The following is a 25,716-nucleotide window of genomic DNA, read 5'->3' as shown; positions in this document are numbered from 1 at the left end:
ATGGCATTTAACGCAACTGCAATAACTAGTAAAAACAATAGGTTAGGTGCCTAATGCCTGAGCTTCCCGAAGTAGAGGTGGTCCGCCAAGGATTGGAAAAGATTCTTGAGGACCGACCTAAATTAGAAAAAATTGAATTAAAAAGAAAAGATCTTCGCGATCCCATGCCTGCGAAGAAACTCAATACCTTGATTGGCGAAAAAGTCACACATGTGGAACGTCGCGCGAAGTATCTGCTCCTATGGACCAACAAGGGTGCCATGCTTTCCCATTTAGGAATGACGGGGACGTGGCGAGTGGCTCCGCCAGGGGATGAGCGTTCTCATGACCATGTCTATCTTCATTTTTCAGGAAATTTGCGACTGGCTTATCGTGATCCAAGAAGATTCGGGATTTTTGATTTCGTCAGCGATCCTGCGTCGCATCCAAGACTTGTAGGTTTAGGTCCCGAGCCGCTGGGTAAGGATTTTACTGGAGAGTCGCTGTGGGGAAGTCTTCGCGGAAAAAATGTAGCCCTGAAAGTAGCGATCATGGACCAAAAAGTAGTTGTGGGTGTTGGGAATATTTATGCAAGCGAAGCGCTTTTTGCGGCAGGCATAAAACCATCATTGCCAGCGCAAAAACTTTCTCTCGATAGAGCGAAAATTCTGGTGAAAGAGATTCGCAGAATTTTGAAAGAGTCGATTCAAAAAGGCGGATCTTCCATCAGCGATTTTGCTCATGCCTCAGGGGAGAGTGGATACTTCCAAAACACTTTCAAAGTGTACGATCGCGAAGGAGAAAAGTGCGTAAGATGTGGGCACACTATTCGAGCGAAAGTGATAGGTGGTCGAAACACGTATTGGTGTCCTTCCTGCCAAAAATAATTTTTGAAAAAATATTTGCTAACTGCGCGAAAAGTTGTGTAACTTAGCCATTAGTCGAGTTTGAAAACAAAAACGTGCGTTCAAAGACCCTTTGGACGCGCACTTATTAATACGAAGGGACACAACAACAATGAAAGCAATCGTAATCGCTGCTTTGCTAGCTCTTTCTTTCACAACTGGTTTTACTTGCTCTAAAAACCAACCTGCTGAGCAAGCTGCTCCAGCTCCAACTACAGAAGCAACTCCTGCTGCAACTCCTGCAGAAGGTACTCCAGCTGCTACTCCAGCTGAAGGCACTGCTGCTCCAGCTCCAGGCACTGAAGCTGCTCCAGCTGCTACACCAGCTGCTCCAGCTGCACCTGCTGGCGAAACTAAGTAGTTGTCACGCTTCGACTTTGTCGAAGTAACAATACTGGTGAGTCGTTGAATCTTTTTGAAATTTCTTGAAAATTTAGCGACGCAGTCAAAAGCCCTCCCCGGAGGGCTTTTGTTTTTTCTGGAAGTGATTTTTTCTTTAAGTTTTCGCTTCGACCTGAAACAAACCCTCCGAAAGTCTGTTTAAATTTAAAAGTCGGCCTCACATCCTCGCGTCTGATGAGAGTTCTTAAGGTACCGAATTTCCTAGGCTTTTAAAACTGTCTCCTTGCCCTTGCTCATATTACCAGTTCTAATTAATGGGGTTAGCAATAAAAGGAGAAACATCGTGGACTCTATCAACTCGTTGTACGGGTATTTTTTAGAGAGCTGCACATGGGCTTGGGTTTTGGGCTCTGTGGTGCTCTTGCTGTTCGTAGGCTTCTTCGGAAGTCCTCTCATCGTTTGGACAATCGCAATTGCTGCGATCATGGCGGGCTTTGGCGCGCCGGCTTGGTTGTGGATAGTGTTCGCAGTCCTGGCGGTGATCTTCAACATCGCGCCGATTCGCGCGGCTCTAGTGACTTCTGGCGTTTTCGCTATCTTCAAGAAGTTTGAGTTCCTGCCTAAGATTTCAGATACTGAAAAAGCGGCTCTGGATGCGGGTGTTGTGTGGGTTGAGAAAGATCTTTTCTCTGGTAAACCAAATTTCTCGAATTTGATGAAAGAGTCTTATCCAGATTTGACTCCGGAAGAAAAAGCTTTCATGCAAGGTCCGGTTGAAAATCTTTGTAAGATGATCGATCACTGGGAAATCTATAAAACGAAAGAAATTCCTCCAGCTATCTGGGATTACATCAAAAAAGAAAAATTCTTGGGCATGATCGTACCGAAAGAGTACGGCGGTCTTGGTTTCTCTGCACTTTGCCACTCTGAAGTGATCATGAAAATCTCTTCTCGTTCTTTGGCAGTTGCGATTCAAGTGATGGTTCCAAACTCTTTGGGGCCTGCAGAGTTGTTGGCGCATTATGGTACTGACGCTCAGAAAAAACACTGGTTGCCTCGTTTGGCTGAAGGTAAAGAGATCCCTTGCTTCGGCTTGACAGAGCCAACAGCGGGTTCTGATGCAGGTTCAATCACTTCAACAGGTGTGTTGTTCAAAGATACAGATGGCAAAATTAAAATCCGTCTGAATTGGAATAAACGTTGGATTACGTTAGCGGCGATCTCTTCTGTTATTGGTCTGGCGTTCCGTCTTCGTGACCCAGAGAATCTTTTGGGTAAAGGTGAGGACGTAGGTATTACGGCAGCTCTGATTCCTTCGAACACTCCAGGTGTTGTGTTGGGTCGTCGTCATGATCCATTGAATACTCCTTTCTATAACTGTCCGACTCAAGGTAAAGACGTTGTTGTCGACGCAGAAGACGCTATCGTTGGTGGTCTAGCTAACGCTGGTAAAGGTTGGATGATGTTGATGGAATGCTTGGCTGCAGGTCGTGGTATTTCCCTTCCGGCGCAAGCAACGGGCGGTACGAAGTTGGCAGCTCGTGTAACTTCTGCTCATGCAGTTGTTCGCCGTCAATTCGGTGTTTCTATCGGAAAATTCGAAGGTGTTGAAGAGCCTCTAGCACGCATCGGTGCTTCTGCTTATGCTCTTGAGGCAATGAGAAGATACTGCTTGGGTGCTCTTGATAAAGGTATCAAGCCAGGTGTTATCACAGCGATGCAAAAATACTATGCGACTGAAATGGGTCGTAAAGTGATCGTTGATGCGATGGACATCATGGGCGGTGCCGGTATTTCTTTGGGCCCTCGTAACGTTTTGGCTGAAATCTATATCGCAACACCAATCGGTATTACGGTTGAAGGTGCGAATATCATGACTCGTACATTGATCATCTTCGGTCAAGGTGCGCTTCGTGCCCATCCGTTTGCTTACTCTGAAGTAAAAGCATACGAAGCAAATGACTTGAAAGCGTTCGACAGAGCGTTCATGGGACACATTGGTCATATCATCCGTAACACATGCCGCGCGATCTTGTTGTCATGCTCTCGCGGTTACTTGGCGGCGACTCCAGACTGTCATCCGCAAATGAAGGTCTACTTCCGTCGTATGTCTTGGACATCTGCAACGTTTGCATTGCTTGCTGACGTGGCGATGGGCGTACTTGGTGGCTCTTTGAAAATGAAAGAGAAAATCACAGGTCGCTTCGCTGATATCTTGGCTCATATGTACATCGCAACGGCGATCCTTCGTCGTTTCGAAGCGGAAGGTCGTCGTGAAGAAGATCTTCCATATGCACACTACAACTTGAAACTATGTATGGCTGAAATCCAAAAAGGTTTCGATGGTATCTTTGATAACTTGAAGATCCCTGGTCTTCGTTGGTTCTTCAAAGGCTGGTTGGGTGCATGGTCTCGTATCAACTCTATCGGTTCGCAAGCGTCTGACGGTTGGACACACGCTATCGCTTCTTCAATGATGAAAGAAGACGGTATCCGTGATCGTTTGACTGAAGGCATCTACTTGCCGAAAGAGCGTGATCAAGCTGTAGGTCGTTTGGATTACGCTTTCTCTGTTTCTTTGCGAGCAGAAGCTGCTGAAAAGAAAATCAAAAAAGCGATCCGTGAAGGCGTTCTTCCTAAAAAGAAAACGAACTTGCTAATCGACGATGCCCGTAACAAAAACGTGATCACAGCGGACGAAGCGAAGCTTCTGACTGAAGCAGATGCAGTACGCTACGACGCGATCTTGGTAGACGACTTCAATGAAGAGCAATACCACGCCAACAAAGTTATTAAAGGCTAAATAAAAAAAAGGGAGCTGAAAAGCTCCCTTTTTTTATCTACGGCGACTGCGACTTGCGAGTAATTTTTTAACGTACCCATCGTCGTCTTCATCGAAGATATCACCAATAATCTCTTCAAAGATATTTTCCATCGTGACGAGGCCCACAATTTGGGCGCGCTCGTAAATTACTGCCATATGTGATTTTTGTTCCTGCATCTTCACTAAGATGCGAAATAACGGTTCGAAAGATTTAAACTTCAAGCAAGGACGAATAATGCTGTGCCAGTCAGCATCCTTATAGGTGCGGGCTACAAAAAAATCTTTGCTGTTGATAAGTCCCACAATATTGCCATCTTCCATTACGGGCAGGCGGGTGTGACCGCTATTGATGATAATAGTTTCGACGTCCTCTACAGAGTCGGTTTTGCGAATGAAGATGACATCCTTCCATGGTAACATAATTTCTCGAGCAATTGTTTTATCTGCGCTCACGATGTTCATAACATATTGCTTGGTCTGGTGGGGAAGGTCTTCGATTTCAAGATCGTCTTCGATATTTCTATCGGCATTTTCAGTCAGGCTGAATACCTTTAAAATCAAGTGTGTGGATTTTTCTAAAATCCACACCGCAGGGGAAAGCAATTTTTCTCCTAAGTAAAGGCCGCGTGAGACCCATAGAGAAATAGCCAAAGAGTTTCTTAAGGCCAGTGTTTTAGGAACGAGTTCACCTACCACAACGCTTAAATAGGAAATTGGAATGACTACGATGGCGATAGAAATCGCTTCAGCTGTTCGTTCTGAAAGGTTGAAATCACTTATTAAATAAGGCGCCAGTGCGGCGCTAGCTCCCGCGCCACCAACGGCGGATGCGATAGCGCCCACAAGAGTGATTCCAATTTGCACCACGCTTAATGTACGCTCTGGATTTTCTTTGAGACGCAAAAGGAGTGCCGCGCGTTTATCTTTGTCCGCTACGTTTCGAAGTTGCATTTTGCGAACAGTGACAAAGGCCATTTCGGCGCCAGATAAAATCATATTGAGAAAGAGGCAAAGAACTACAATCAGCAGCTCGGTCACGAGTGCTCCTTCGTTGAAATCAAAATGGAAGAAATAGAATAAGAAAAGCTTAAAAGTTTCGAGGGATCAGGATCCATAAATTTAAGATATCAATTCATAAAAGGAAGATCAAAGCAGGCGCGAGAAATAAATTTTCTTTCGTCACTTGTCATAACAGATGTTAAAAATTTCCTGCCGGCTAATCCGGAAACGGCTGCTTTTAGAGTTTTCCGTACTTGTGGATGGAGTTGTGGGCCCTTGCTAGAATGCAAGGGCCCCACAAACTTAGCGTTCCTAGAGTGACCTAGATCGAACGCAAAATAAAATTGAAAGATCTCATCATCGAACTAAATGCTTGGCGTTTGTTGATAAAGCCCAGATAAGAAAAGTTACGTACAAGAGGAAGATCTAACTCCTCCTCGCTGTGGCCTGTGTAAATCACCACAGGAATTGGTTTGCGAATCTTGTGAACTTTCCTTTCTGTCAAAAGACGATCCATCAACAACAAAGTATCGCGACCACCCATTTGTGGCATTTGCCAGTCTAAAACAACCAAATCAAACTGCTTATTCACAAGGAGGGGGATGGCATCTTGACCATCGAAAGCCATTGTGACATCGCATTTGTAGTGATCGAGGATGTGAGACATCAGCTTCACTGAATCCAAGCTATCATCAATCACCAGCACGCGTGGTGTATGTTGCTTTTCCAGTGAAGTTTGAGACGAAGTTTCTAGTGTCATATTGGGGTTCTCCTCAATGTGCGTTGCACTTATCAATTTGAACCGATATGGATTTAAGAATCTTCTAAAAAGAAGAAGCATGAAGGGCTTTTAATGAAAGGTCTGTTTTAACGCAGATAGACCTCACATCTACCCTGATTAAATCAGAGTAGATGTAATAAAGTTAGGCTAGCTCTTTACGAGTTTGTTCTGTGACAACTGTTTCGCGGACCACAACAACTTTAATTTGTCCGGGATAATTGCACTCTTCTTCGATGCGTGCGGCAATTTTTTTCGACAAATCCAACGCCATGCTGTCATCTACTTTTTTGCCATTGACCATAACGCGGCATTCGCGTCCGCCACTTAACACAAAGCAATCAGTAACGCCTTGGAAGCTGCGGGCAATGTCCTGAAGCTCTGATACTTTTTGATTATAAGACTCAATCGTTGAACGACGTGCCCCAGGGCGTGCGCCTGAAATCGCATCAGCTGCGATGACCAGAAATGCGTGATCTGTAGAAGGTTGCTCGTCAAAGTGATGGGCTTTCACCGCGTGAACCACATCCGGAGCTTCACCGCGAGCTGCGATGAAATCAGCACCAATCACGGCATGTCCGCCCTCCATGACGTGGTCCATAGATTTGCCGATATCGTGAAGCATGCCAACACGACGTGCTTTCTTGATATCCAGATTCAGTTCTGAAGCCAAAAGGCCTGCCAGCCAACCCACTTCGCCACAATGGAAGTATTGATTTTGCGTGAATGAGTAACGGTACCGCAAGGATCCCATCATCTGACGGATTTCTGCATTCAAACCTTCAAGTTTCAATTCCTTTGCTAAAGAATCGCCATCGTGTTTGATATTTTTGAAAAGTTCTTTTTTCTGGTTTTCAGCGATTTTTTTGATGAAATCAGGAGTGATACTTTTCTTTTCTTTAAAAATTCTTTCTAAAGTTCTGCGAGTCAGTTCGCGGCGAACAGGGTCGAATCCTGCCACTCCGACCATTTCTAAACCTTCTTCAACGATAATGTCGCAACCGCACGCATCTTGAACGGCTTTGATATTAGCGCCAGCAGGGTCGCAGAAAAGTTTACGAACATGATTGTCTGGGAAATTCACAGCACCGATACCACGTTCTGCGCAGTAGGGACGAGCAAAGCGATCAATGATAAGGCCCAAGATTTTCTTAGCCTTTGTTTCAGCGTGCTCTTTCGTATCTTCTTCGTGTTCCTGAGCCAAGCGGACGGAGCGAAGTTTTGCTTCCTCTTCCATTTTGGTTTTCAATTGATTTTTGAAATCTTCCGCAGACGTTCCCAATTTCGAGGTTAGCTTTTCCACGAAATCTTTATTCAAAGATTTTTGCACGTCCTTCACTTTGCTGAGTTCGGCTTCTTGACCTTTCAAAGCTTGTTCTTGAGATTTCACATCGGCTTCGCGCTCTTGAAGTTTCTTTTTCTCTTCCTGAACGATTTGATCGGCTTTGGCTTTTTTCTCGTTGGCAACTTCCTGCAAGTCCTCGATGCGACCTTCTGACTTCAACATGTCAGGTTCAACTTTGGTCCACATCTCCATTTCGATTTCTTGAATGCGTTCTTTTTCTTCAAGCTGACGCAGTTCAACGGCCTGGTTTGCTTCATCGATAATTTCTTGCGCCTCTTCGCGAGCTAGGCGAAGAGTTCTGGCGTTTTGCAACTTATGTAAAGCCATGCCCAAACCACATCCGGCAATAACGGCAACCAGGGCTATAGCAAATACTACTAACATATCAGACTCCTAACCTAATAAGTTTACCTCGGAGACGTGCGCCACGCAAATTTTCCGACTGTTTACTTCCGGCGTTATCAGAGTTATTCTTGCTTTCTCTTCTAACGCACTAGGAGGAAGAATGGGGCACTTTAGCTGTGAAACAAAATGGACCGGAGGCCAGGGGTTCGAGGCACAAACTCGAGGGCATCGCTTTGTGATGGACACGAAAAAAGAATCGGGCGGAAATGACCAAGGTCCAACTCCCAAAGAAGTCCTGCTAGCAAGTATTTGTGCCTGTTCGGGAATCGATGTCGTCTCAATTTTGCAAAAAATGAGAATTGATCTTCAGGCTTGTGACATTACATCTGAGACGGAAACAACCTCAGGTTATCCGGCAATTTTTAACGAGGTGCTTTTAAAATTCAGAGTTAAAAGCTCTGATGCGAAAGAGGCCCAAGTGATGAAAGCTGTGACCCTTTCAATGACCAAATACTGTGGTGTGAGTGCGATGGTGGTTTCGACATCGCCAATCAAATATCAAGTGTTCTTAAATGAACAATTGATCGGCGAAGGGCGTGCTGATTTTAGCGAGGCCTTGGCGGAAGCAAAGATATAATGGAAATCAGTATTCCCTTTCATGAGCTTAATTTCAGTTATGCCAGATCCCGGGGGCCTGGGGGGCAAAATGTAAATCGTACGAATTCGGCGGCGATCTTGCGCTGGAATTTGTTCAACACCCAGGCATTTAACGAAGATGTCAAGGCACGTTTGATTGAAAAGCTTTCGTCACAACTAACGAGCGAAGGGGATCTTTTGATTCGAAGCGAGATTCATCGTGATCAAGATCAAAATCGTTCAGAATGCATTCGTAAACTGCAAGCGCTATTGCAAAAAGCTTTGTTTGTTCCAAAGAAACGTTATGCGACTAAGCCCACGCGCAGCTCTGTGCGCAAGCGTTTGGAGGGAAAGAAGCGTGCCTCTGAAGTGAAATCGAATCGTAAGAAGATTGATTACTAATCTCGCTGTAATATGACACAAAGAGCTTTTTGTTGACGCCCTTAGTGCTCGTCACCATAATTTCCGCATATGGCAGCAATCTCAAAATTTCTAAAGCTTTTGTTGGTTCTAGTTATCATTGGCGCGATTATTTGGGCGGTGATTGATAACTACAGTGTGATCTTCTCTAAAAAAGTGACAGGTGAAATCACAGCCGTAGAAAGAGTCGAGATTCCCGTGGCGTTGATTTCCCGTGCGGAAAGCAACATCAACGAGAAAGTCTTCTCGTTTGCAGTCGGAATTAAAGATCAAAAGACAGGGGAGATTTACACGGCATCGTCTGAAGATAGACAATGGGCTGTGGCTCAAAAGGGACAATGCGCTGATGCGGTTTTCCTTCCATATCCACCTTGGCAACTTAATAAGAAAGATACTTACTTCGGAGCGCGCTTAGTTCGCTTGTATGAATGTCCTAAGTAAGTAAGGTATTTGTATGTATGAAATTTTATTGTTAGTGTCCGCCATCGGCGCTGGGTTTCTTGGCGCGTTGCTGGGATTGGGTGGGGGCATAATCGTTGTCCCGGTGTTGACCCTTCTTTATCACGTGAATATTCGTTATGCGATTGCGGCAAGTTTGATTTCTATTGTTGCAACGTCCTCAGGTGCGGCCGCCAGTTATTTGAAGGATTCTCTGACGAATTTGCGTTTGGCCGTGTTTCTTGAAATTGGAACAGTCTCTGGCGCTATCGTGGGGTTCTTAATATCTGCATATATCAAACCGCAGTTTTTATTTTTACTTTTCGGTGTGTTCCTCTTCTTCTCGGCATTGATGATGTTGCGAAAACGTGAAGAGCATTATTCGACTCAAAATCATCCTTGGGCCAGCAGATTAAAGTTAGACAGTGCGATGCCTGATGGAAGTGGCGGCTGGGTTGACTACAAGGTTGAGCATGTTCCCTTGGGGTTGTTTGCCATGTTTGGCGCGGGCATACTTTCGGCGCTTCTTGGTATCGGCAGTGGAATCTTCAAAGTTCTTGCAATGGATGGGGCAATGAAGCTTCCGATCAAGGTTTCTTCTGCGACATCCAATTTTATGATTGGTGTAACAGCCTCGGCCAGCGCGGGTGCTTACCTGTTGAAAGGTGATGTTCGTCCCGAAATCGCAGCTCCTGTGGCCGTGGGAATTATCATTGGATCTTTCATTGGGGCAAAGGTGATGATGAAAATGCCAGCCCATAGAATTCGTCAGATCTTTGTGGTGGTCTTGTCCATCGTTTCAATTCAAATGATCATCAAGGGGTTGAAGTAATGAGGCCGGATCCACGACACGATGCTCTTCATCGCCTTGAATTGATTATCAGCCACTTGCTTCGTGTGGGTGTTTTGATTTCCGGTGTGTTTCTATTGATTGGTTGGGTTTGGCTGTGGATTAAAAATGGCGATAGCCTTCGAAGTTTTCAAACCTATGAACCGACTAAGTTAATTGAAAGCATTCATTGGTCTTTGGTGAACAACGATCGTGCGATGATGATCTCTATCATTGGTATGGTGTTGTTGGTATTATTACCTGTGGCTCGTGTGTTTATGACGGGTGTCTTATTTATTAAACAAAAAGACTACGTCTTAGCTTTGATGGCTTTCTTGGTCTTTATCGCTCTTATAGCTAGCTGTTTTCTAGGCATAGATCTTTAAGAAAGCCCCTTCACTGATCGGCATGCTTTCCTTTTTTAAGGGCCTCAATAAAGGGGACTTTATAAAAAGGCAGGTGTCCGTGAGAAGGAGGGAATTTGAGAGAGAACTATCTCGGGGACTTTTCACGGGCAACCTGTCTATGTCTTTATTAGACTCCGGCGGATCTGTTTCGTCAAAATGGGCTGGGCTTAATAAAAAGTTCTAGTCCTTCTCTGGTCTCGAGTCCTAAGATGTTTATTATGAACATGAAAAATCTTAAATTCACGGCGTTTATTAATTTGTACGGTCTCGTAAAAATTCCTCTGGTTTTATTCTGTTCACCGCGTGTGATTGAAATGACAAATCAGAAATTTGTTCTAAAAATTCCGCTGACGTTTAGAACAAAAAACCATTTGAACTCGATGTACTTCGGGGCTTTAGGAATCGGAGCAGAGCTTTCTTTGGTGGCCCCTGCGGTTGCTGCCATTGCGGAAAGTAAGCAGAAAATTGATTTTGTGTTTAAAGATTTTCAGGCAAGTTTCTTAAAACGCGCAGATGGTGACGTTCATTTTATTTGTGAAGAGATCGAACACGTTCTTGGTGTGATAGAAGAATCAAAAACAAATCCGGGTCGTGTGGAAAGAAAAATGAAGGGGTATGCTGTTGTTCCTTCTAAAAATCCAACAGAGCCAGTCATGACTTATGAGCTGACTCTGTCTGTAAAAAACAGATCTTTGAAGCAATAGTTATTCGACACCAAGGTGTGAAACAAGTTTCACGCTTTGGTCGTATTCCGAAATCAATTTCTGATAGATTTCGCGAACAGTGAGGATTTCTTCCACAAGACCGACGGATTGACCCGCTGTCCACACCGTTTTCCAAGTGGGCTTCATTGCGGCTTCCTCTAAAGATTTCATCCCCATTAAGTGAATTAACGGTACCATATATTTCTTGGTCATCTTGTGTTCTTTCAAAATCTTGAAAGCCCAAGGAAGATCCGTTCCCAGTTTTTGCACGTAAGGGGTGTTGATCACGGCTGCCGGAGTTCCTGAAACTCGAGTTGTCATAACGATGTCTTCAGGTGTTGAATCAACGATCGCCTTTTTGTAAGCTTCATCAACCTGAGCCTCACGGCTTGCGATAAATCGTGTTCCAATGCTCACACCAGAGGCGCCTAGTGCCAAGCATGCGGTAATCATAGACCCATGAGAGATGCCACCGGCTGCGATAATAGGGATTTGCAATCGAGTCTTAAGCCAAGGAATCAAAACAAGAGGAGAAATAGGACCCGCGTGCCCGCCAGCACCAGCTCCCACAGCAATGACTCCGTCAGCTCCCATGTCTTGAACTTTCAAAGCATGTTCTAGGTTCGTTACATCACAAAAAACTTTGGCTCCATTTTTATGGGCCTCTTCAATCACGCGTTTGGGACTTCCTAAGGAAGTAATAAACATGTCTACACCGTGATCGAGGGCAATTTTCAAATCATCATTCTGGCGAGTATTGCTCTTATTTACGATGATGTTGACCCCGATGGGCTTTTTCGTTTGTGATTTTATTGTCTTCAATGCTTCTGCATATCTTTCAAGGGGACGATAATTCAAAGCGGGGAAAGTTCCAATTCCACCAGCTTCGCTGGCTTGGGTGACAAGATTTTCATTGCTCACCAAAAACATAGGCGCCGCAATAATTGGAAAATCAATATTCATCATTTTCGTAAATGGAGTCTCAATTTTTTTCAGCATATTTTCGCACCTCAAGGCGTTGTGCATGGTAAATTCCCGAATGACCAGAAAACAAATAACTAGCCACGCAGGCAATGGCGGCAAAGACTGCCGGAGTTGTTCCAAAAAGCTCGAGAGCCATCAGCGTGCATGCGAGTGGCGTGTTTGCGGCGCCAGCAAACACCGCGACAAAACCCATGGAGGCAAGCAGGCTATAATGAAGTGGTAAGACGAATGATAAAGCATTTCCTAAAGTCGCTCCAATGAAAAACAAAGGAGTCACTTCGCCACCTTTAAAACCGGAACTCAGAGTTACAACCGTAAAAATTAATTTCAAAATAAAATCATATGGTGGAACCTGGAGAGCAAAGCTTTCCACTAAAACCGGAACACCCAATCCTAAATAGCGTGTCGTCTGGAGAATAGTAGCCGAGATAATAACTAAAATCCCACCGACAAATGCACGTAAAAGCGGCGAGGGGATGCTATTTTTAAAAATCTTTGTTGCCTTGTGCATGCTCCAAGAAAAAAGATAGGCGCAAAGGCCAAAGCAAACACCCGCAATCAAAGCGTAGAGTAGATTTAAGGCCGTCACTGCCGGCAGAATCGCAACACTATAATGCGTATGAGTGATACCCCAAGAAAGGCAAACGCGATCTGCAATAATAGCAGCAGCAAAGCAGGGAAGAAGCGCCGAGTACCGCATGCGCCCAATACTTAGGACTTCCAGCCCAAAAATAGCGCCGGCTAACGGGGTTCCAAACACCGAACCGAAACCTGCCGACATACCTGCCATCAAAATCAATTTCCGATCTTCCGAATCAAGGCGGAAAACCGTCGTGAATTGATCTGCGAGACTCGCACCCATTTGTACCGCAGTTCCTTCGCGACCAGCAGAACCCCCAAAAAGATGGGTTGCCAAAGTTCCAAGTAAAACCAAAGGAGTCATTCGCAGAGGAATTACAGAGCGAGGATCGTGAATCTCATCAATGATCAAATTGTTTCCGGCGTCAGTTCCTTTGCCATATTGAGAATAGAGAAAAGCGATGATCACTCCACCCACGGGAAGAAGGAAAAGCAACCAGCCATGGCTTTCGCGATATCGAGTGACAAGATCAAGAGCCGTTAGAAATCCGGCTGATGCTGTTCCAGCAAAAATGCCAACAAGAAGGGCAATAAATAGCCATTTAATAACTTGTGGAAGAATGCGAATTTGTTCTGGGGATTTAAAGTGTGCGGAAAAAATAAAACCCTCCTAGTATCTAAGGATACGAGGAGGGTTTGAAGAGGCAAGTTCTTTTTAAGGTTGTAAGTAACGGCTGATCAAAGTGTACACTTCTTTCTTAACCGCCTGCTCTCTCTCTTGCGATTGGGGGCCGAGAAGGCTCAATTGCAAGATGTTGTTAAAGGAGCTGACGATGAAAAGTGCAACCATGTCACGATCACGACCAGGAAGCTGTGGCATGTGAGCCAAAACGGCCTTTTGGTAGTGCTCGAAGAACACGCGACGTGTTTCCCAATAATCCAACATACCTTGTACGCCTTGAAGAGCAGTTCTTAAAGGTCGGTTGTCGTGGAATCTTGAGAATCCGATGTCGATGAAAGCGTGAACTTTTGCATCGAGATCCGTAGTTTGTAGCTTAGAAAGTTGGTCTTCGATGTAAACCAAGTCCTTTTGCAAAAGATCGTCGATCACTGCGGCTACGATGGCTTCTTTGTTCGCGAAGAATTGGTAAAGGGAACCAATGCTCACCCCAGCCATTTCAGCAATTTTATCAGTTGTAATAGCGTGGTAAGGCTCTTGAACGAGAAGTCTTGCACATGATTCTACGATGCTTGCAACGGTCTCCTTAGATCTCTTCTGGACCGGAATCTTAAGCATATATTTCTTTTCAGGATTTGTGTGAGTAACGGGAGCTGCGCCCATGATGTCCTCCTTTCGAGGTTCAGTAACTTTGCTCAGGTTCATATTCGTCGTTTAGGGTTTAATATTCAATACTGTACAATAAAGTATTGTTATATAGTACCACGGGGTTATTACGAGGTACGTTTTAAAGAAATCTTAACATTTTAATGAACTATAGTCTTATTCTGATACGAGAGTGCCATATTTATCTATTATTACTAGTTTGAAATCAAAAATCTGTGCAAATTTATAAAAATGCCGACATATTAAGCAAAAAGTTATTACTCATTAGTTATAAATAAGAATAAACATTCATAATTTTAAATGAAAATTTTTAAGAGCACCTATGTAAAACCTGAAAAACAGTGGATTTAAGCAGTGTTAAGGATCCTCACTATATGTCATACATCGCTATGCACAATGGCTGTTGCGAATCGCGGGCTCACATTTATAAAAGACAAAAAATCTTTTTAATTCATGATCCAGATCATCGCGGAGTTCTAGTTAAACCTTTTATGATGATGGTATCAGCTGGAGGTTGATGTGAGCACAGATCAAGAATTTAATGGTCTAAAATGTATGGGTAGCAAACTGGGTATTTGCGTGAAGGATCAGGACAAGACCGTTCTATTCCAAAATGACGTTTCCCTTCGCATGTGCGGGAATCTAACGGGGCAAGTGTGCAGCAAGGCCTGCATGCAACTTTATAATCAGATCGAGGAGTGCTCGGCCCTTTCTCAAGGAATGAAGCTATTTAAAAGTACAGACCTTGAGGGTTCTAAAGTTGACGCCATGGTTGTTAATGACGGCGACAAGATCACAACAATGTTTTACCCATTGGAAAGTGATCAAGAGCGCATTGAAAAACAGGAACACTTCTTTATCGATCGTGGTCTTACAAAAAGCGAGGCCCGCATCATGCAGATGGTGATGCAGGGATTAACAAACGCTCAAATCGCAGAAAAATTATTCATATCGAAAGCGACACTCAAGACGCATCTAAACAATGCGTATAAGAAACTTCCTTCTTCGATGCGTCCTTCACAGTTACGCGCCTAATTTTTAAGGAGCCGTTTCGATGAAGCGGTCTTCTTGTTGGTCGTAAAAGTGACGTGTAAATACATAGACAGGGCAATGGGCGGCGCGAACCACATTGCGAGTGTAGCTTCCTAAAATAGCAGCACTCATCGGGCCGCTCTGGGCTTCCATCATAATCAGATCAATATCGTCTTTATCAATAGAATCCAAAATCAACTTATCAATAGGTTGAAAGCTGCTATCCACACGGAAACCGGCTTGGACACCTTCGCGAGCCGCCCAGTCAATCCAGTGATGAGCTCGTTGTGTTTGATGTTCAATCTGATGTTCGATAATTTGTTCCAGGGTCAGCATTTTACCGCGGAAGTTGTAAACTTTCGGACGAGTATCTAAATCAAATAAACTTTCAATCGGACGAGCGATCGCATGGAAGAGCGTCACTTCAGCATTGAACAAGCGTGCGAAACTCAAGACATGTTTGAAGTTTTCTTTTGAATGATCTCCGAACTCTGTAGGGAAAAGAATATTCTTTACTCCATTCGTATGATTGCACTGAGCGCCAATGACATAGACGGGGACTTCAGACTGTAGAAGTAAACTTTCTGCAAAGCTTCCTAAAATGAATCTTTGAAATCCATGGCGGCCATGGCTGCCGACAACAATCAGATCCGCCTTTGTGCGAACCGCATAGTCGGAAAGAACTTCTGCTGCACCAGCATGGGATTGTGAGGCGTGAGGGATCACATGAGGTTCCTGCAAGAAGGGGAGGTTGTAATCTTCAAGAACTTCTTTAAAAAGCGACTCCGCCGTACGAGAGTGATCCGTCACCCAGGTCGGGACTTCGTAAGTAGGAAGCACGATTTCGTTTTCACGAAGAAGATAAAGAGGCTCTATTTCCGCACGAGTTTGCTCAAAAAGATGAATCAAACTTTCGGCCATTTTTTCGTTGAGCTCTTTGTTGTCTTCGAATGCATCCATCGCCCAAATGATTCTCATAGATCCTCCGCCTGTGATTCTGAACTTCAGAATATAGACCTACCTTTATTGCGCCTTATAAGGGATGTTTCGCGCAAGGGGTGGGCTGAATGAAGTGTCACGATACAGGAGCGAGGCCAGATTATTGCCTGATGGTCATAAAAAAAGAGGATGGCTTGCGACCATCCTCTTAAAAAATCGAAATTTAATTTAAAATTAAGTCGCAGGATCTACCACGTGAGACTGAGCGGCCTGCTCTTTCGCAGCCTGCTTTTCCATTCTAAGAATGTACTTCTTAGTCGCCTCTGGAAGTTCGTTCCACATTTTCATGGAAAGGAATAGGCCAAGGAATGCAAATGGGATCAAGAAAATCGGCCAGAAATACCAGCTCTTCGCTGACAAGTAACCAATCGCCAAAGATTGCAAACCAGAACCCAAATAAACACAACCATCGACGATGCCAGAAGCAGTGGCAGTCATTTTCTTACCACCAAAGTCAGCCGCCGCAGTACCAGACATCAAAGAGTGAACGCCAATAACCGCCAAGGCCATAAGAACAGCAGCGCCACCAACGATTGTCGGGCTTTGGAACAAGAATACCGCCATGATGATCAAAAGGACAATCATGATCACGTTGTTAATAGCTGCTGGAGGACCACGACGAGATTGGAAAAGACGGTCGGAAACCATACCCGCAACAAAGCCGCCGATAATGCCAGTCAGGCATAAGAGAAGGCCCCAGTTTTTCGTGAAGAATTCCATGCCCTGATAGTAAGTAGGATTGCTTGCCTTCATTTCATTCGCGAAAACAAGATACCATTGCATAATACCGTTACGAAGAACTCCGGATGTAAAATCCACCAAGGCGATGGTGTACATGATCGGGCTCGAAAATACCTTTTTAAGTACAAGCCCCATTGTGATTTTAACGTCAGCGTCGTCGTCAGAAGAAGCATCCGCCGTATCGAACTCACCAAAGTTTGCTTCCGCCGGAGAATCTTTCAAAAGAACCATGTCGATCAAAGCCCAAGCAATCAAGATGATCGCCGGAATGAAGAACACCAACCAAGTCGCATCTGTTTTTCCAGTGTCTACCGCGAAAAGGTGTTGGATTGTGTTTGTAACGAAAGAACTGTCAGTCGGGTGAAGTTTCGACGCCTCTACGATGGCTTGACCCCAGTCGAAGGCAAAGTACACACCGAAAGAAATCAAAGTTCCGAAAATGGCGCCGAAGACACCGCGTTCACGAACGTGGAACCAGTAAGCTTTTACCTTGATGATAGAAACGGCACCATAGCTTTGGAAGAACATGTTCAGTGCAAACAAAAGCGAGAAGATCGCAACCATATTTGAGCGCATGCGGCCCATGACATACAGATATGTTGCGATACCCATGAAAATATTCATCAAGGAGGCGCCTAAAGTGGCAATGATGATCCCTTTCTTACCGCCGATCTTATCGACCAGGGGACCATTGATTAGAAACGAGAAGCCGTAAACGATTGTGCCGGCTGCGAAGATCAAACCAAATTGCTCTTTGGTCATCATGTCGCCCAAAGCATTTTTCGCAACGTTCAAGTTGTAGCGACCCATGTAAAGGAATGCGTAGCTCATTCCTAATGGGAACCAGTTTACAAAACGACGCATCATGAACTTACGGGAATGATTTAGCGGATTGTTCGCAAAATACAGAAAGATTACTGCAGCGAGACATAGGCTCACAAGAAACAATGCCATGGTGGCTCCTTGATTTAATTTCGCTGGAGAACGTAAAGGATAAATAAAGATTTTGCAATCTGGGAAAGCCCTATTTTTCCTCTGAAATCTTTAGGGTTTTGTTAGGGTTACCAGAAGTGTTCACAACTGAGAGGCGCGGCATAATTTACATGAAACCAGGGTAGAGTTATACATAAGCAAAAGTTATGGGAAGTACAAATATTATCTGTTTGTGCTTATAGGTCCAGGGCGATATGTTGTGTATCAGAAGGAGACAAGAGATTGATCCTTCGCCCCTCGGTAAGGTCCTTGACCACCTCTCAAGCGTGAGAGTGCCCGGTCCCCAAAATGCCGTGATCACGGCTCATCAGATCCCACCTCACATCCCATCTAAAAGCCGCACCGAGGCTTGCGCGCGCGTAAGGCTTCTTTTAATGTTGTGGTATGTCATCATTCAAATATTCCCCACTCTATGAAAAGCAAAAAGATACAACTCAATACAAAAAGATCTCTTCTGATCATGTGCGCGTCGAAAAATTCGGCGATAAGGAAGTTCTAGTTGTAGAGCCGGAAGCTCTTGAGCTTTTAGCGCAAGAAGCACTAAGCGATGTTTCGCATCTTCTTCGTCCGGCTCACATGTCGAAATTGGAAAAAATTCTTCAAGATCCCGAGGCTTCTGCCAATGACCGTTTCGTTGCTTTAGATCTTATCAAAAATGCGATCATCGCAGCGCAAATGGAATTCCCATCTTGCCAAGATACCGGCACTGCTATTGTGGTTGGTAAAAAAGGTGAGCGTGTTTTCACAGGTGCTGACGATAAAGAATTTCTTTCTAAGGGTATTTACAATACCTACCAAAAAAGAAATCTGCGTTTTTCACAAATGGCTCCGGTTTCCTTCTTTGAAGAGAAAAACACCGGATCAAATCTTCCAGCACAAATTGATATCTATTCCGAGCAAGGGGATGAGTATAATTTCTTATTCCTAGCAAAGGGCGGCGGTAGTGCGAATAAGTCCTATTTGTATCAAAAGACAAAAGCAGTTTTGAATCCGGATGGATTTGAAACTTTTGTGCGCGATACTTTGAATTCGTTGGGAACGGCGGCTTGTCCTCCGTATCATTTGGCATTCTGTGTAGGTGGGACTTCGGCGGAAGAAACTTTGAAAATCGTCAAGTATGCCTCTGCGGGTTACTTGGATGGTCTTCCAACTTCAGGCTCTGAAGGTGGTCGCGCTTACCGAGATCTTGAGATGGAAAAGAAGATTGAAGGCTGGGCTCGTGAAACAGGTATTGGTGCGCAATTCGGCGGTAAATACTTTGTGCATGACGTGCGTGTGATTCGTTTGCCTCGTCATGGTGCAAGCTGTCCAATTGGTGTGGGCGTGAGCTGTTCTGCGGATCGTAATATCAAAGGTAAAATCACTCGTGAGGGTATTTTCCTAGAGCAATTGGAACTTCATCCAGAACAATATCTTCCAAATCATTTGAAAGATGCCGCGGCAGAAGCGATCACAATTGATTTGAATAAACCTATTCAAGAGAATCTAAAAATTCTTTCTCAACAAAAAGTAGCGACACGTGTGATGTTGAATGGTCCTATGATCGTGGCTCGTGATATCGCGCATGCGAAGTTGAAGGAAAAAGTTGATCGCGGTGAAGGTGTTCCTGAATACTTCAAGCAATATGCGGTTTACTACGCAGGTCCAGCGAAAACTCCAAAGGGTTATGCATCGGGTTCGTTCGGTCCAACCACTTCTGAGCGTATGGACCCTTATGTGGGAACATTCCAAAGCTTAGGTGGTTCGATGATCATGCTAGGCAAGGGCAATCGTTCGCCACAAGTGACAGAGGCTTGTAAGCAATATGGTGGATTCTACCTTGGATCTATAGGTGGGCCTGCCGCTCGTTTGGGCAAAGAGTGCATCACCAAAGTAGAAGTTTTAGACTTTCCAGAGTTGGGAATGGAATCAGTTTGGAAAATTGAAGTGAAGGACTTCCCGGCATTTATCATCGTAGACGATAAGGGAAATGATTTCTTCAAGTCAGTGATTCGTAAACTGTAATTTTAGTCTTTTACATCACATTGCATGCGGCAGTCAGCTCTACAAGACACCCAGGTGCTTGTGCCTGGGGGAATGTAGGCGGGAGTGCAGAATGTGTTGCAAGTCGCCGTGTAGGTTAGCGGAGTGCCTTGGTTGATTTCGCATCTTGTCTCTGCGTCTTGAATGCCTTGGCGTTCTGCATACTGCTGAACATTGTGACTGCAAAACATATCATTGGCAGTACAGTAAGCACTGTATTGACCGTTGCCGCTAACATAAGTCGTGCGTTGGATTTCCTCATCAGCTAAGGCAGGAAGTGCTAAAGCAATTAAAGCTAAAATAGCCCATAGTGTTTTCATCTCACTCATCCTTTTTGATCAGTCATGGTTTTTAAGTTCAGGAAGTAAAAGAGGAACTGCGCGAATGACGACATTTAATAATACCGGCCCTAAAAGAAGGCCTGGAAGTCCCATCATGACGATGGCGCCAAGAACACAAGTGAAACCCAAAAGAGCTGGAATCTTCTTGTCTTTCCCGCCGATAAGCAGGGGTTTTAAAACGTTATCAATGGTACTTGCCACAATTGCAATGACAAGCATTCCGATGCCTGCCCCTGTTCGATTGCCTAAGAAAGCCAGTAGGGATATCAAATAACCAACAGGGCCAGCGCCAATGACAGGAATGAATGACAAAACGAAAGTAACAGGTGTCACAAGCCAGAAGTCACCTTCGCCAAAAATTAAACTTCCGAAGCCAATGATGCCCGCCTGAATCAGTCCCACGATGAAAGTTGAAAACAATGTAACAGAGCAGCTGATCTTTAGAACCTGGATCATCTTTTCGGTGACAGTATCGTCTACAACACTGTATTTCATGATAAACCTTTTGAAGGCTTCGGCTTGACCAAGTAAAGCTGCTAGAAAAACCAAGAACATAAAGCCATTAAAAACAATGCTTGGTGCCGAGCGGATGATATCACTCGAGAAACTTAAAATTAATTCCCCTGATTTGCGAATTAGATTTTCCAAGGTTTGACGAACGGGGGAGGTTAAATCCACGCCCACAATGTTTGATACTTTTGCGACAAGTTCCACTGTGAAATTTTTTAAAATGTCCAATTGTTCTGTGAGATGACTACCCTGTAGATTCTCAGGAATCTTAACTGCCATGATGCCACGGTAAACGGCAAGGCTGAGCGGAATCCAAAAAATAGCAAGGCCTGCAATCATCACAAGAGTGATGATAAGCCAGCGCGGAAGTTTCCAGCGTTTGGTCATGCGGCTGACGAAGTCCTGCAGGCCAAGAGCGAAAATTCCAGCCAAAATAAATGGTATCGCAAAGGGAAGATTGATGTAAAAAAAGAGTCCCAAAAGCAAAATGACAATAAGAGAAATGACAACGTGAGGTTTGCTGCGAAGTGCTTCAATCATGTTTTAAATGAACTCATGTTTTTTATGGTGAGGCAAGCAGGAAGACCTCTTGATTTCTGCAGCAAATGAGGATTTCTTTAGATCTTGGAGGCAGCATGTCCAATTTTACTCTTATCACAGGTGCCAGTAGCGGAATCGGTTACGAATTTGCAAAGATCTTTGCAGAGCACGGTCATAATTTGATTCTTTCCGCTCGCTCAAAAGATGTTTTGAACGAGCTTGCAGATGAGTTGCATAAGAAACATTCCGTCGATGTCTATGTGATGCCTTTGGATTTAACGAAACCTGAGAACAGTAATGACTTTCAAACCTTCTGCGAGGACCGAAATATCTTTTTAGAAAACATCGTGAACAATGCAGGTTTTGGGGACCACGAAGCTTTCCTGTATGCGGATTGGAAAAAGTTAGAAGATATGATGAGGCTTAATATGGAAAGTCTTGTGCGTATCACGCATACCTTTTTACCTGCGATGGTGAACGCGAAGCGCGGAGGTATTTTGAATGTGGCATCCACCGCTGCTTTTCAGCCAGGACCTTTTATGGCCGTGTATTATGCGACAAAATCCTTTGTCTTAAGTTTTTCAGAGGCCATCAATGAAGAGCTTCAGGGCACGGGAGTTCACGTCACAGCATTGTGCCCTGGGCCTACATTGTCTGGCTTTCAAAAAACGGCCAACATGGATAAAGCCAAAATTCTTCAGTACTTGAATATGCCGACGTCCCGCTCAGTAGCTGAATACGGATATAAAGCGTTCATGAATAAAAAAACGGTGGCCATCCATGGCTTGGGAAACAAGTTAATGGTGCAATCCTTGCGTATATCACCGCGCGCACTGATTTTAAAAATCCTGCGCTTACTTCAGGGAAAGGAAAGAGTCAGCCCTCAGTCGTGAGATTTAATTCGACGAAACAAAGTGCAAGCCCAGCTCTTGCGTTTGTTCGTCGGCATTCCATTTTGACCATCGCACTTGGCCTTGAATGGTGACGAAGTCGCCTTCTTTGTTTTGATAAGATAAGTTGACGAAGTCTTTCGGCTCGTAATATTTGGCCGAAATCTTTAAGCATGAGCCGTGATCGGAAATATTTTCGAACGAGCTTGGCAACATAGGTCTGAAGCCTGTATTTTTATTCCCCGACGGCAATGCGGAAGGGCTTAAAAGCCCGCGTAAGTCGTGGGACTGACGCTTGTCTTGACGAAGCTTGATGCGTTTTCCATGCAAGGCCTGCTTGATATTTTCAAGAAGACTGTTTTCTTCGGTTTTCCAGAGCACTATGAACTCTTCATTGTGTTTTAATTTTAATTTCATATTTGCGGAAAGCTCATTCACGACAAAGATGGTCTGCATGTGCGGATAGGTTTTGTGAAAATGCGAATACAAATCGAAGTGACGCATTTCCATGAATGGCAAATACGCGACAAGAATCATGGGCTCGTTATTTTCTGCAGCAAGATCTTTCACAATGTACGGGCTATCTACAAGTTGCACGTCGAAATCTTTCTCCTTTTTAAAGATGCGTGGAATTGTTTGAGTGCCCGTTAGAACAAGTTTTGTTTTCATGGTTCATTCCCCCTGTGGAGTTGCTACAAAGCAAAGAGGAAGCCAATTTAAAATCAAAGCAAACGTCTCTTAATTGAAAGTCCTTAGACAGGTGTCTAGAGGAAAATTACAGTCGCGATTTTCTAACATCTAAAAATGAGACAGGGTAAGATATGGATAAGATTAACGAACAAGGGAGGATCTTTATGAATAAAACTCAACGTAGCCTCACCTTAAAAGATCGGGCCGGCAGAATCGGCTGGATTGTCCTGTGGTTGATTGGTGTGCCAATCCCAGTTTTGCTGGTTCTTTATTTGATCAGAGGCTGTACTTAGTCGACCACCTTCTGACCTTTTCCCCAGAAAGCAGCTGACTCTACGAGGCCTCCTAAGACCGAGTGGAAGTGGGACTGCGTTTGCAGGCGTTGTTGGCCAAAGCGGTCCTGAAGCTCCTTTTGAATGAAAGGTACTTTGGCGGTGCCTCCGGTAAGGCATACCAGATCCACTTGATCGCTGCGAAGACCTGCGGATTCAAGACAACGGTCAAGGGCTTCAAATATACGTGTGCGTGTATCTTGGGCCCATTCAACGAATTGGCTGCTCTTAAAATCTTCGGTGGTTTCCAATCCAGGGTAATTAAAGTCAAACACGGTCTGATCCTGTTGAGAGAGGTCGCGTTTGGTTTTTTCAATACGTTCAAAGAAAGGAAAGATCTGTTGGTCTTCCAATAAGATGAAGAGTCTGTCGATGGCAGTCTTGTCTTTACCAGTGATCGTGCATTTGCGAACTTCGCGAATAAATTCGTAGGTGTCTTTTTCCTTGAGATGCACAATATGGGCGGGGTGATTTAGTTTTTGGCTTACACCTAAAGGCATGGTCAAAACATTGCTACTAAGGGGAAGACGATAGCGAGACTTTGCTCCAAAGTGCTCGTTGAGCTTGTTGCTCATGAATAGACTATCTAAAGCATCACCCGCCAGAGGACAGCCATCGATAGCTAGAACATCTTTTTTGTCAAAGCCTTCGGGGCGAAGTTTAATTAAAGTAAAATCTGAAGTTCCTCCACCAAAGTCGCCGATCAGGACAATTTTCTCTTTATCAATTTGACGACGGTAATCAAAAGCGGCAGCGAGTGGCTCAGGAACAAACTGAACTTCTTTGAAACCAGCCCACTGAGCCGCTTTTTCCATACGGTGAAGGGCAAAGCCATCAGCCACAGCATCCATCGAGTAACGTGCGGGGCGACCAATGACGGCGCGCTCGACAGAGGTATCTAAAGCCTTTTCAGCACGCTTTTTGAGTTCAAGAAGGAAAATTCCCACCATGCTTTCTAAAGTCAGGATGCGATTGTCTAAAACAGTGCCCAAATAATTTTGATTGGGAAGATGAGATTTGAAAGATCTAAATAGTCGACCTTCCATGTCTTGCTCGATGTATTGATCAATGGCCTCGACGCCGTAATAGCAAAGATCAGGATTTGGAAAATACAAAAGCGTGCGCATCAGCGTTGGGTCATTGGCCTTGGGATCCAAGGGAAGAGCCGCTACGGTCTTTCCGTTGTGATAGGCGCCTACGAGGGAATTGCTTGTACCAAAATCAATGGCAAGAATTGAATCAGACATAGTTGTTTTATGTTGTCATAGAGCAGTTCCGTTGGCCAATTCTTTATCTGAATTGCTAAAACTCCTACACTTTATGTTATGAGACTAAGTACGTGGTGCCTGTGTGCAATTTTACTATTTTCAAAGCTCTCCCTTGGTCAAACTGTTCTAAAGCCTGCAGAGGAGCTTTCTCAGAACACACAGGCAGCTAGCCAGCCAGATCTGCGAGATTTGCAGGACAGTCTTAAAATTCTTGCCTACAAGCCGATGTATTTTGCTTATGGAAATCCTTTGACTAAGATTCAACTGAGTTTTCGTGTTCCGTTGTTTGAAGAGTTTCCTTTAAATTTTGGTTACTCGCAGATCATTTTCTGGGAATTAACTGCCAATTCAAAACCTTTTTTGGATGCCACCTACAATCCTGAATTCTTCTATCGCATGAAATCAGATCTGCCGTGGCTTCGTTCCTTTGATTTTGGTTTTTGGGAGCATCATTCAAATGGAAAGGGATCTGACGACTCTAGGTCCTATGACGATAGCTATCTTCGCGCGAAGATCATTTATGACACAAAAAGGTGGCTGTGGGAATTTGACGCCAAGGCGCAGATCCTTTACGATATCGATGATACGAATAGAGATATTATTGATTACGTCAGCCCTTTTGAATTTCAGCTTAAATTCATTCAAAGATTTGATTACTGGTTGGATCATTTGGAAGTTATCTTAAACGCAAATCCCGGAGGAAAATACGGGACGGAATGGGATAAGGGCGGTTACCAGCTAAGCTTTGACTTCCATTTGGGCGGAGTTAAAGTAGTACCAGCGTTCTATTTGCAGTACTACCATGGCTTTGCTGAAACTCTTCTTAACTATAATGAAAGGGTGAATGAATTCAGGGTAGGACTTAAGTTTTAAGGGGTCTACTTTGGATAAAATTAAATTCATTGCCCACATTCGTGAACAGCTTCTAAAAGATCTGGCTGTTTTAAAAGAAGCAGCTCGTGTCACAGCGGAAGCGGCAACTCATGAAGAAAGCAAACCTGAAAACGAATACGACACCCGCGGCTTAGAGGCTTCCTATTTGGCCGGAGCTCAATCTAAACGCATCGTTGAAACGGAAGAATTACTGGTTATCTACAAGCATTTAGAACCTAAAGAGTTTGGTTCTAATGATGTGATTTCATCAACCGCATTGGTTGAAGTTGAATTGCACGATAAGCGTAGTTTCTTTTTTATTATGTCTAAAGGGGGCGGGGTCACGATTGAGTTTGAAGGACAGCGTATTCAAGTTATTACACCCAATAGTCCTCTGGGAGAGGCTCTATTGGGCTTAAAAGTCGGTCAAGTTGCGATCGTCGAAAAAGGTGAGCAAGTTCTTGAGTACGAGATCATCTCTGTTCAATAATTACTGACATTTATAACTTAAAGTATAGTTGCCCGCAGGCAGATTATTCTGGAAGACAATTTGCAACCCCTGCACTTCGTAAGAATCTGTGTAGTTCACGCCATCTTTCAAAATCACAACTGAAGAAGTGGCGCTG

The 25,716-nt window shown here is 44.3% G+C and carries 27 protein-coding genes; 15 read left to right on the top strand and 12 right to left on the bottom strand.

What is annotated here, in order from left to right; all coding sequences use genetic code 11:
- The first annotated feature begins 53 nt into the window (after positions 1 to 53).
- The 3 genes from mutM to VF412_RS19245 all read left to right on the top strand — a co-directional run bounded on the left by mutM (position 54) and on the right by VF412_RS19245 (position 4,029).
- Entirely contained in the window at positions 54 to 866 is an 813-nt protein-coding gene (gene mutM, locus VF412_RS19255) for a bifunctional DNA-formamidopyrimidine glycosylase/DNA-(apurinic or apyrimidinic site) lyase (protein ID WP_331340903.1), read from the top strand.
- Between the two features lie 130 nt (positions 867 to 996).
- Positions 997 to 1,245, top strand: coding sequence for an acylneuraminate cytidylyltransferase (locus tag VF412_RS19250; protein WP_331340902.1), 249 nt, complete (start codon positions 997 to 999; stop codon positions 1,243 to 1,245).
- 324 nt (positions 1,246 to 1,569) lie between these two features.
- A complete protein-coding gene (locus VF412_RS19245) occupies positions 1,570 to 4,029 on the top strand; it encodes an acyl-CoA dehydrogenase (protein ID WP_331340901.1) in 2,460 nt (819 codons plus the stop codon).
- A 33-nt stretch (positions 4,030 to 4,062) separates the two neighbouring features.
- Here VF412_RS19245 and VF412_RS19240 read toward each other — a convergent pair whose 3' ends face one another.
- From VF412_RS19240 to VF412_RS19230, 3 genes are all read right to left on the bottom strand, one after another.
- Positions 4,063 to 5,088, bottom strand: a complete 1,026-nt coding sequence (locus VF412_RS19240; protein WP_331340900.1) for a hemolysin family protein — start codon at positions 5,086 to 5,088, stop codon at positions 4,063 to 4,065.
- A gap of 283 nt (positions 5,089 to 5,371) precedes the next feature.
- Positions 5,372 to 5,809: a response regulator gene (locus VF412_RS19235; RefSeq protein WP_331340899.1), complete on the bottom strand. Its 438-nt coding sequence runs from the start codon at positions 5,807 to 5,809 to the stop codon at positions 5,372 to 5,374.
- A gap of 163 nt (positions 5,810 to 5,972) precedes the next feature.
- The gene (locus VF412_RS19230) at positions 5,973 to 7,556 is read right to left on the bottom strand and encodes an Rnase Y domain-containing protein (protein WP_331340898.1); all 1,584 of its coding nucleotides are present in this window, start codon (positions 7,554 to 7,556) and stop codon (positions 5,973 to 5,975) included.
- 121 nt (positions 7,557 to 7,677) lie between these two features.
- Between VF412_RS19230 and VF412_RS19225 the strand changes: the two genes are divergently transcribed.
- From VF412_RS19225 to VF412_RS19200, 6 genes are all read left to right on the top strand, one after another.
- Positions 7,678 to 8,154, top strand: a complete 477-nt coding sequence (locus VF412_RS19225) for an OsmC family protein (protein WP_331340897.1) — start codon at positions 7,678 to 7,680, stop codon at positions 8,152 to 8,154.
- Positions 8,154 to 8,555, top strand: a complete 402-nt coding sequence (arfB, locus tag VF412_RS19220) for an alternative ribosome rescue aminoacyl-tRNA hydrolase ArfB (protein WP_331340896.1) — start codon at positions 8,154 to 8,156, stop codon at positions 8,553 to 8,555. Before VF412_RS19225 ends, arfB begins: the two co-directional genes overlap by 1 nt.
- Positions 8,556 to 8,624: 69 nt before the next feature.
- On the top strand, positions 8,625 to 9,014 hold the full coding sequence (locus VF412_RS19215; RefSeq protein WP_331340895.1) for a hypothetical protein: 390 nt from the start codon (positions 8,625 to 8,627) through the stop codon (positions 9,012 to 9,014).
- 13 nt (positions 9,015 to 9,027) lie between these two features.
- Positions 9,028 to 9,843, top strand: a complete 816-nt coding sequence (locus VF412_RS19210) for a sulfite exporter TauE/SafE family protein (RefSeq protein WP_331340894.1) — start codon at positions 9,028 to 9,030, stop codon at positions 9,841 to 9,843.
- Complete coding sequence (locus VF412_RS19205; RefSeq protein ID WP_331340893.1) at positions 9,843 to 10,226, top strand: DUF1634 domain-containing protein; 384 nt, start codon at positions 9,843 to 9,845, stop codon at positions 10,224 to 10,226. Before VF412_RS19210 ends, VF412_RS19205 begins: the two co-directional genes overlap by 1 nt.
- Before the next feature lie 239 nt (positions 10,227 to 10,465).
- Positions 10,466 to 10,951: a DUF4442 domain-containing protein gene (locus tag VF412_RS19200; protein ID WP_331340892.1), complete on the top strand. Its 486-nt coding sequence runs from the start codon at positions 10,466 to 10,468 to the stop codon at positions 10,949 to 10,951.
- Here the strand turns inward: VF412_RS19200 and VF412_RS19195 are convergent, their stop codons facing one another.
- The 3 genes from VF412_RS19195 to VF412_RS19185 all read right to left on the bottom strand — a co-directional run bounded on the left by VF412_RS19195 (position 10,952) and on the right by VF412_RS19185 (position 13,856).
- The gene (locus VF412_RS19195; protein WP_331340891.1) at positions 10,952 to 11,950 is read right to left on the bottom strand and encodes a nitronate monooxygenase; all 999 of its coding nucleotides are present in this window, start codon (positions 11,948 to 11,950) and stop codon (positions 10,952 to 10,954) included. It abuts the gene before it with no gap.
- Positions 11,934 to 12,983, bottom strand: coding sequence for a voltage-gated chloride channel family protein (locus VF412_RS19190; protein WP_331340890.1), 1,050 nt, complete (start codon positions 12,981 to 12,983; stop codon positions 11,934 to 11,936). Before VF412_RS19190 ends, VF412_RS19195 begins: the two co-directional genes overlap by 17 nt.
- A 246-nt stretch (positions 12,984 to 13,229) precedes the next feature.
- Entirely contained in the window at positions 13,230 to 13,856 is a 627-nt protein-coding gene (locus VF412_RS19185) for a TetR/AcrR family transcriptional regulator (protein ID WP_331340889.1), read from the bottom strand.
- A gap of 522 nt (positions 13,857 to 14,378) precedes the next feature.
- On the opposite strand from VF412_RS19185, the gene VF412_RS19180 reads away from it, so the two are divergent.
- Positions 14,379 to 14,894, top strand: a complete 516-nt coding sequence (locus tag VF412_RS19180) for a helix-turn-helix transcriptional regulator (RefSeq protein ID WP_331340888.1) — start codon at positions 14,379 to 14,381, stop codon at positions 14,892 to 14,894.
- Positions 14,895 to 14,897: 3 nt separating this feature from the next.
- On the opposite strand, the gene VF412_RS19175 is transcribed toward VF412_RS19180, so the two are convergent.
- Together VF412_RS19175 and VF412_RS19170 are read right to left on the bottom strand one after the other, a co-directional pair.
- Positions 14,898 to 15,869 (bottom strand): universal stress protein, encoded by a 972-nt coding sequence (locus VF412_RS19175; RefSeq protein ID WP_331340887.1) that lies wholly within the window; start codon positions 15,867 to 15,869, stop codon positions 14,898 to 14,900.
- A 195-nt stretch (positions 15,870 to 16,064) separates the two neighbouring features.
- Positions 16,065 to 17,585: an MFS transporter gene (locus VF412_RS19170; RefSeq protein WP_331340886.1), complete on the bottom strand. Its 1,521-nt coding sequence runs from the start codon at positions 17,583 to 17,585 to the stop codon at positions 16,065 to 16,067.
- A gap of 423 nt (positions 17,586 to 18,008) precedes the next feature.
- Here VF412_RS19170 and VF412_RS19165 point away from each other — a divergent pair, with 423 nt between their 5' ends.
- Positions 18,009 to 19,628, top strand: coding sequence for a fumarate hydratase (locus VF412_RS19165; protein ID WP_331340885.1), 1,620 nt, complete (start codon positions 18,009 to 18,011; stop codon positions 19,626 to 19,628).
- 2 nt (positions 19,629 to 19,630) lie between these two features.
- On the opposite strand, the gene VF412_RS19160 is transcribed toward VF412_RS19165, so the two are convergent.
- Together VF412_RS19160 and VF412_RS19155 are read right to left on the bottom strand one after the other, a co-directional pair.
- Positions 19,631 to 19,966 (bottom strand): hypothetical protein, encoded by a 336-nt coding sequence (locus VF412_RS19160; protein WP_331340884.1) that lies wholly within the window; start codon positions 19,964 to 19,966, stop codon positions 19,631 to 19,633.
- Positions 19,967 to 19,984: 18 nt separating this feature from the next.
- Positions 19,985 to 21,037: an AI-2E family transporter gene (locus VF412_RS19155; RefSeq protein WP_331340883.1), complete on the bottom strand. Its 1,053-nt coding sequence runs from the start codon at positions 21,035 to 21,037 to the stop codon at positions 19,985 to 19,987.
- Positions 21,038 to 21,132: 95 nt separating this feature from the next.
- On the opposite strand from VF412_RS19155, the gene VF412_RS19150 reads away from it, so the two are divergent.
- Positions 21,133 to 21,930: an SDR family oxidoreductase gene (locus VF412_RS19150; protein ID WP_331340882.1), complete on the top strand. Its 798-nt coding sequence runs from the start codon at positions 21,133 to 21,135 to the stop codon at positions 21,928 to 21,930.
- Between the two features lie 3 nt (positions 21,931 to 21,933).
- On the opposite strand, the gene VF412_RS19145 is transcribed toward VF412_RS19150, so the two are convergent.
- Entirely contained in the window at positions 21,934 to 22,596 is a 663-nt protein-coding gene (locus VF412_RS19145; protein ID WP_331340881.1) for a PilZ domain-containing protein, read from the bottom strand.
- A gap of 185 nt (positions 22,597 to 22,781) precedes the next feature.
- Between VF412_RS19145 and VF412_RS19140 the strand changes: the two genes are divergently transcribed.
- Positions 22,782 to 22,910, top strand: coding sequence for a hypothetical protein (locus VF412_RS19140; RefSeq protein ID WP_331340880.1), 129 nt, complete (start codon positions 22,782 to 22,784; stop codon positions 22,908 to 22,910).
- Here VF412_RS19140 and VF412_RS19135 read toward each other — a convergent pair.
- Positions 22,907 to 24,196 (bottom strand): Hsp70 family protein, encoded by a 1,290-nt coding sequence (locus tag VF412_RS19135; RefSeq protein ID WP_331340879.1) that lies wholly within the window; start codon positions 24,194 to 24,196, stop codon positions 22,907 to 22,909. The genes VF412_RS19140 and VF412_RS19135 overlap by 4 nt on opposite strands.
- Before the next feature lie 78 nt (positions 24,197 to 24,274).
- Between VF412_RS19135 and VF412_RS19130 the strand changes: the two genes are divergently transcribed.
- Both VF412_RS19130 and VF412_RS19125 read left to right on the top strand, forming a co-directional pair.
- Positions 24,275 to 25,090 (top strand): phospholipase A, encoded by an 816-nt coding sequence (locus VF412_RS19130; RefSeq protein WP_331340878.1) that lies wholly within the window; start codon positions 24,275 to 24,277, stop codon positions 25,088 to 25,090.
- A 10-nt stretch (positions 25,091 to 25,100) separates the two neighbouring features.
- Positions 25,101 to 25,580 carry a GreA/GreB family elongation factor gene (locus VF412_RS19125; protein WP_331340877.1) on the top strand — a complete coding sequence of 160 codons (480 nt, stop codon included), beginning with the start codon at positions 25,101 to 25,103 and terminating at the stop codon, positions 25,578 to 25,580.
- Positions 25,581 to 25,716 lie beyond the last annotated feature (136 nt).

The sequence above is a fragment of the Bdellovibrio sp. genome, assembly GCF_036384735.1.
In the GTDB taxonomy this organism is placed as follows: Bacteria; Bdellovibrionota; Bdellovibrionia; order Bdellovibrionales; family Bdellovibrionaceae; genus Bdellovibrio.
The sequence above is the reverse complement of the archived record's forward strand: the minus strand, read 5'-3'. Positions and strand labels throughout refer to the sequence as shown.

Excerpts from the sequence above, each read along its gene's own strand:
- VF412_RS19155 (WP_331340883.1), bottom strand. The coding sequence starts at position 21,037 with ATGATTGAAGCACTTCGCAGCAAACCTCACGTTGTCATTTCTCTTATT.
- VF412_RS19175 (WP_331340887.1), bottom strand. The coding sequence starts at position 15,869 with ATGAGAATCATTTGGGCGATGGATGCATTCGAAGACAACAAAGAGCTC.
- mutM (WP_331340903.1), top strand. The coding sequence starts at position 54 with ATGCCTGAGCTTCCCGAAGTAGAGGTGGTCCGCCAAGGATTGGAAAAG.
- VF412_RS19210 (WP_331340894.1), top strand. The coding sequence starts at position 9,028 with ATGTATGAAATTTTATTGTTAGTGTCCGCCATCGGCGCTGGGTTTCTT.
- arfB (WP_331340896.1), top strand. The coding sequence starts at position 8,154 with ATGGAAATCAGTATTCCCTTTCATGAGCTTAATTTCAGTTATGCCAGA.
- VF412_RS19185 (WP_331340889.1), bottom strand. The coding sequence starts at position 13,856 with ATGGGCGCAGCTCCCGTTACTCACACAAATCCTGAAAAGAAATATATG.
- VF412_RS19135 (WP_331340879.1), bottom strand. The coding sequence starts at position 24,196 with ATGTCTGATTCAATTCTTGCCATTGATTTTGGTACAAGCAATTCCCTC.
- VF412_RS19230 (WP_331340898.1), bottom strand. The coding sequence starts at position 7,556 with ATGTTAGTAGTATTTGCTATAGCCCTGGTTGCCGTTATTGCCGGATGT.
- VF412_RS19130 (WP_331340878.1), top strand. The coding sequence starts at position 24,275 with ATGAGACTAAGTACGTGGTGCCTGTGTGCAATTTTACTATTTTCAAAG.
- VF412_RS19145 (WP_331340881.1), bottom strand. The coding sequence starts at position 22,596 with ATGAAAACAAAACTTGTTCTAACGGGCACTCAAACAATTCCACGCATC.
- VF412_RS19165 (WP_331340885.1), top strand. The coding sequence starts at position 18,009 with ATGTCATCATTCAAATATTCCCCACTCTATGAAAAGCAAAAAGATACA.
- VF412_RS19150 (WP_331340882.1), top strand. The coding sequence starts at position 21,133 with ATGTCCAATTTTACTCTTATCACAGGTGCCAGTAGCGGAATCGGTTAC.
- VF412_RS19250 (WP_331340902.1), top strand. The coding sequence starts at position 997 with ATGAAAGCAATCGTAATCGCTGCTTTGCTAGCTCTTTCTTTCACAACT.
- VF412_RS19225 (WP_331340897.1), top strand. The coding sequence starts at position 7,678 with ATGGGGCACTTTAGCTGTGAAACAAAATGGACCGGAGGCCAGGGGTTC.
- VF412_RS19195 (WP_331340891.1), bottom strand. The coding sequence starts at position 11,950 with ATGCTGAAAAAAATTGAGACTCCATTTACGAAAATGATGAATATTGAT.
- VF412_RS19235 (WP_331340899.1), bottom strand. The coding sequence starts at position 5,809 with ATGACACTAGAAACTTCGTCTCAAACTTCACTGGAAAAGCAACATACA.
- VF412_RS19140 (WP_331340880.1), top strand. The coding sequence starts at position 22,782 with ATGAATAAAACTCAACGTAGCCTCACCTTAAAAGATCGGGCCGGCAGA.
- VF412_RS19160 (WP_331340884.1), bottom strand. The coding sequence starts at position 19,966 with ATGAAAACACTATGGGCTATTTTAGCTTTAATTGCTTTAGCACTTCCT.
- VF412_RS19200 (WP_331340892.1), top strand. The coding sequence starts at position 10,466 with ATGAACATGAAAAATCTTAAATTCACGGCGTTTATTAATTTGTACGGT.
- VF412_RS19170 (WP_331340886.1), bottom strand. The coding sequence starts at position 17,585 with ATGGCATTGTTTCTTGTGAGCCTATGTCTCGCTGCAGTAATCTTTCTG.
- VF412_RS19205 (WP_331340893.1), top strand. The coding sequence starts at position 9,843 with ATGAGGCCGGATCCACGACACGATGCTCTTCATCGCCTTGAATTGATT.
- VF412_RS19215 (WP_331340895.1), top strand. The coding sequence starts at position 8,625 with ATGGCAGCAATCTCAAAATTTCTAAAGCTTTTGTTGGTTCTAGTTATC.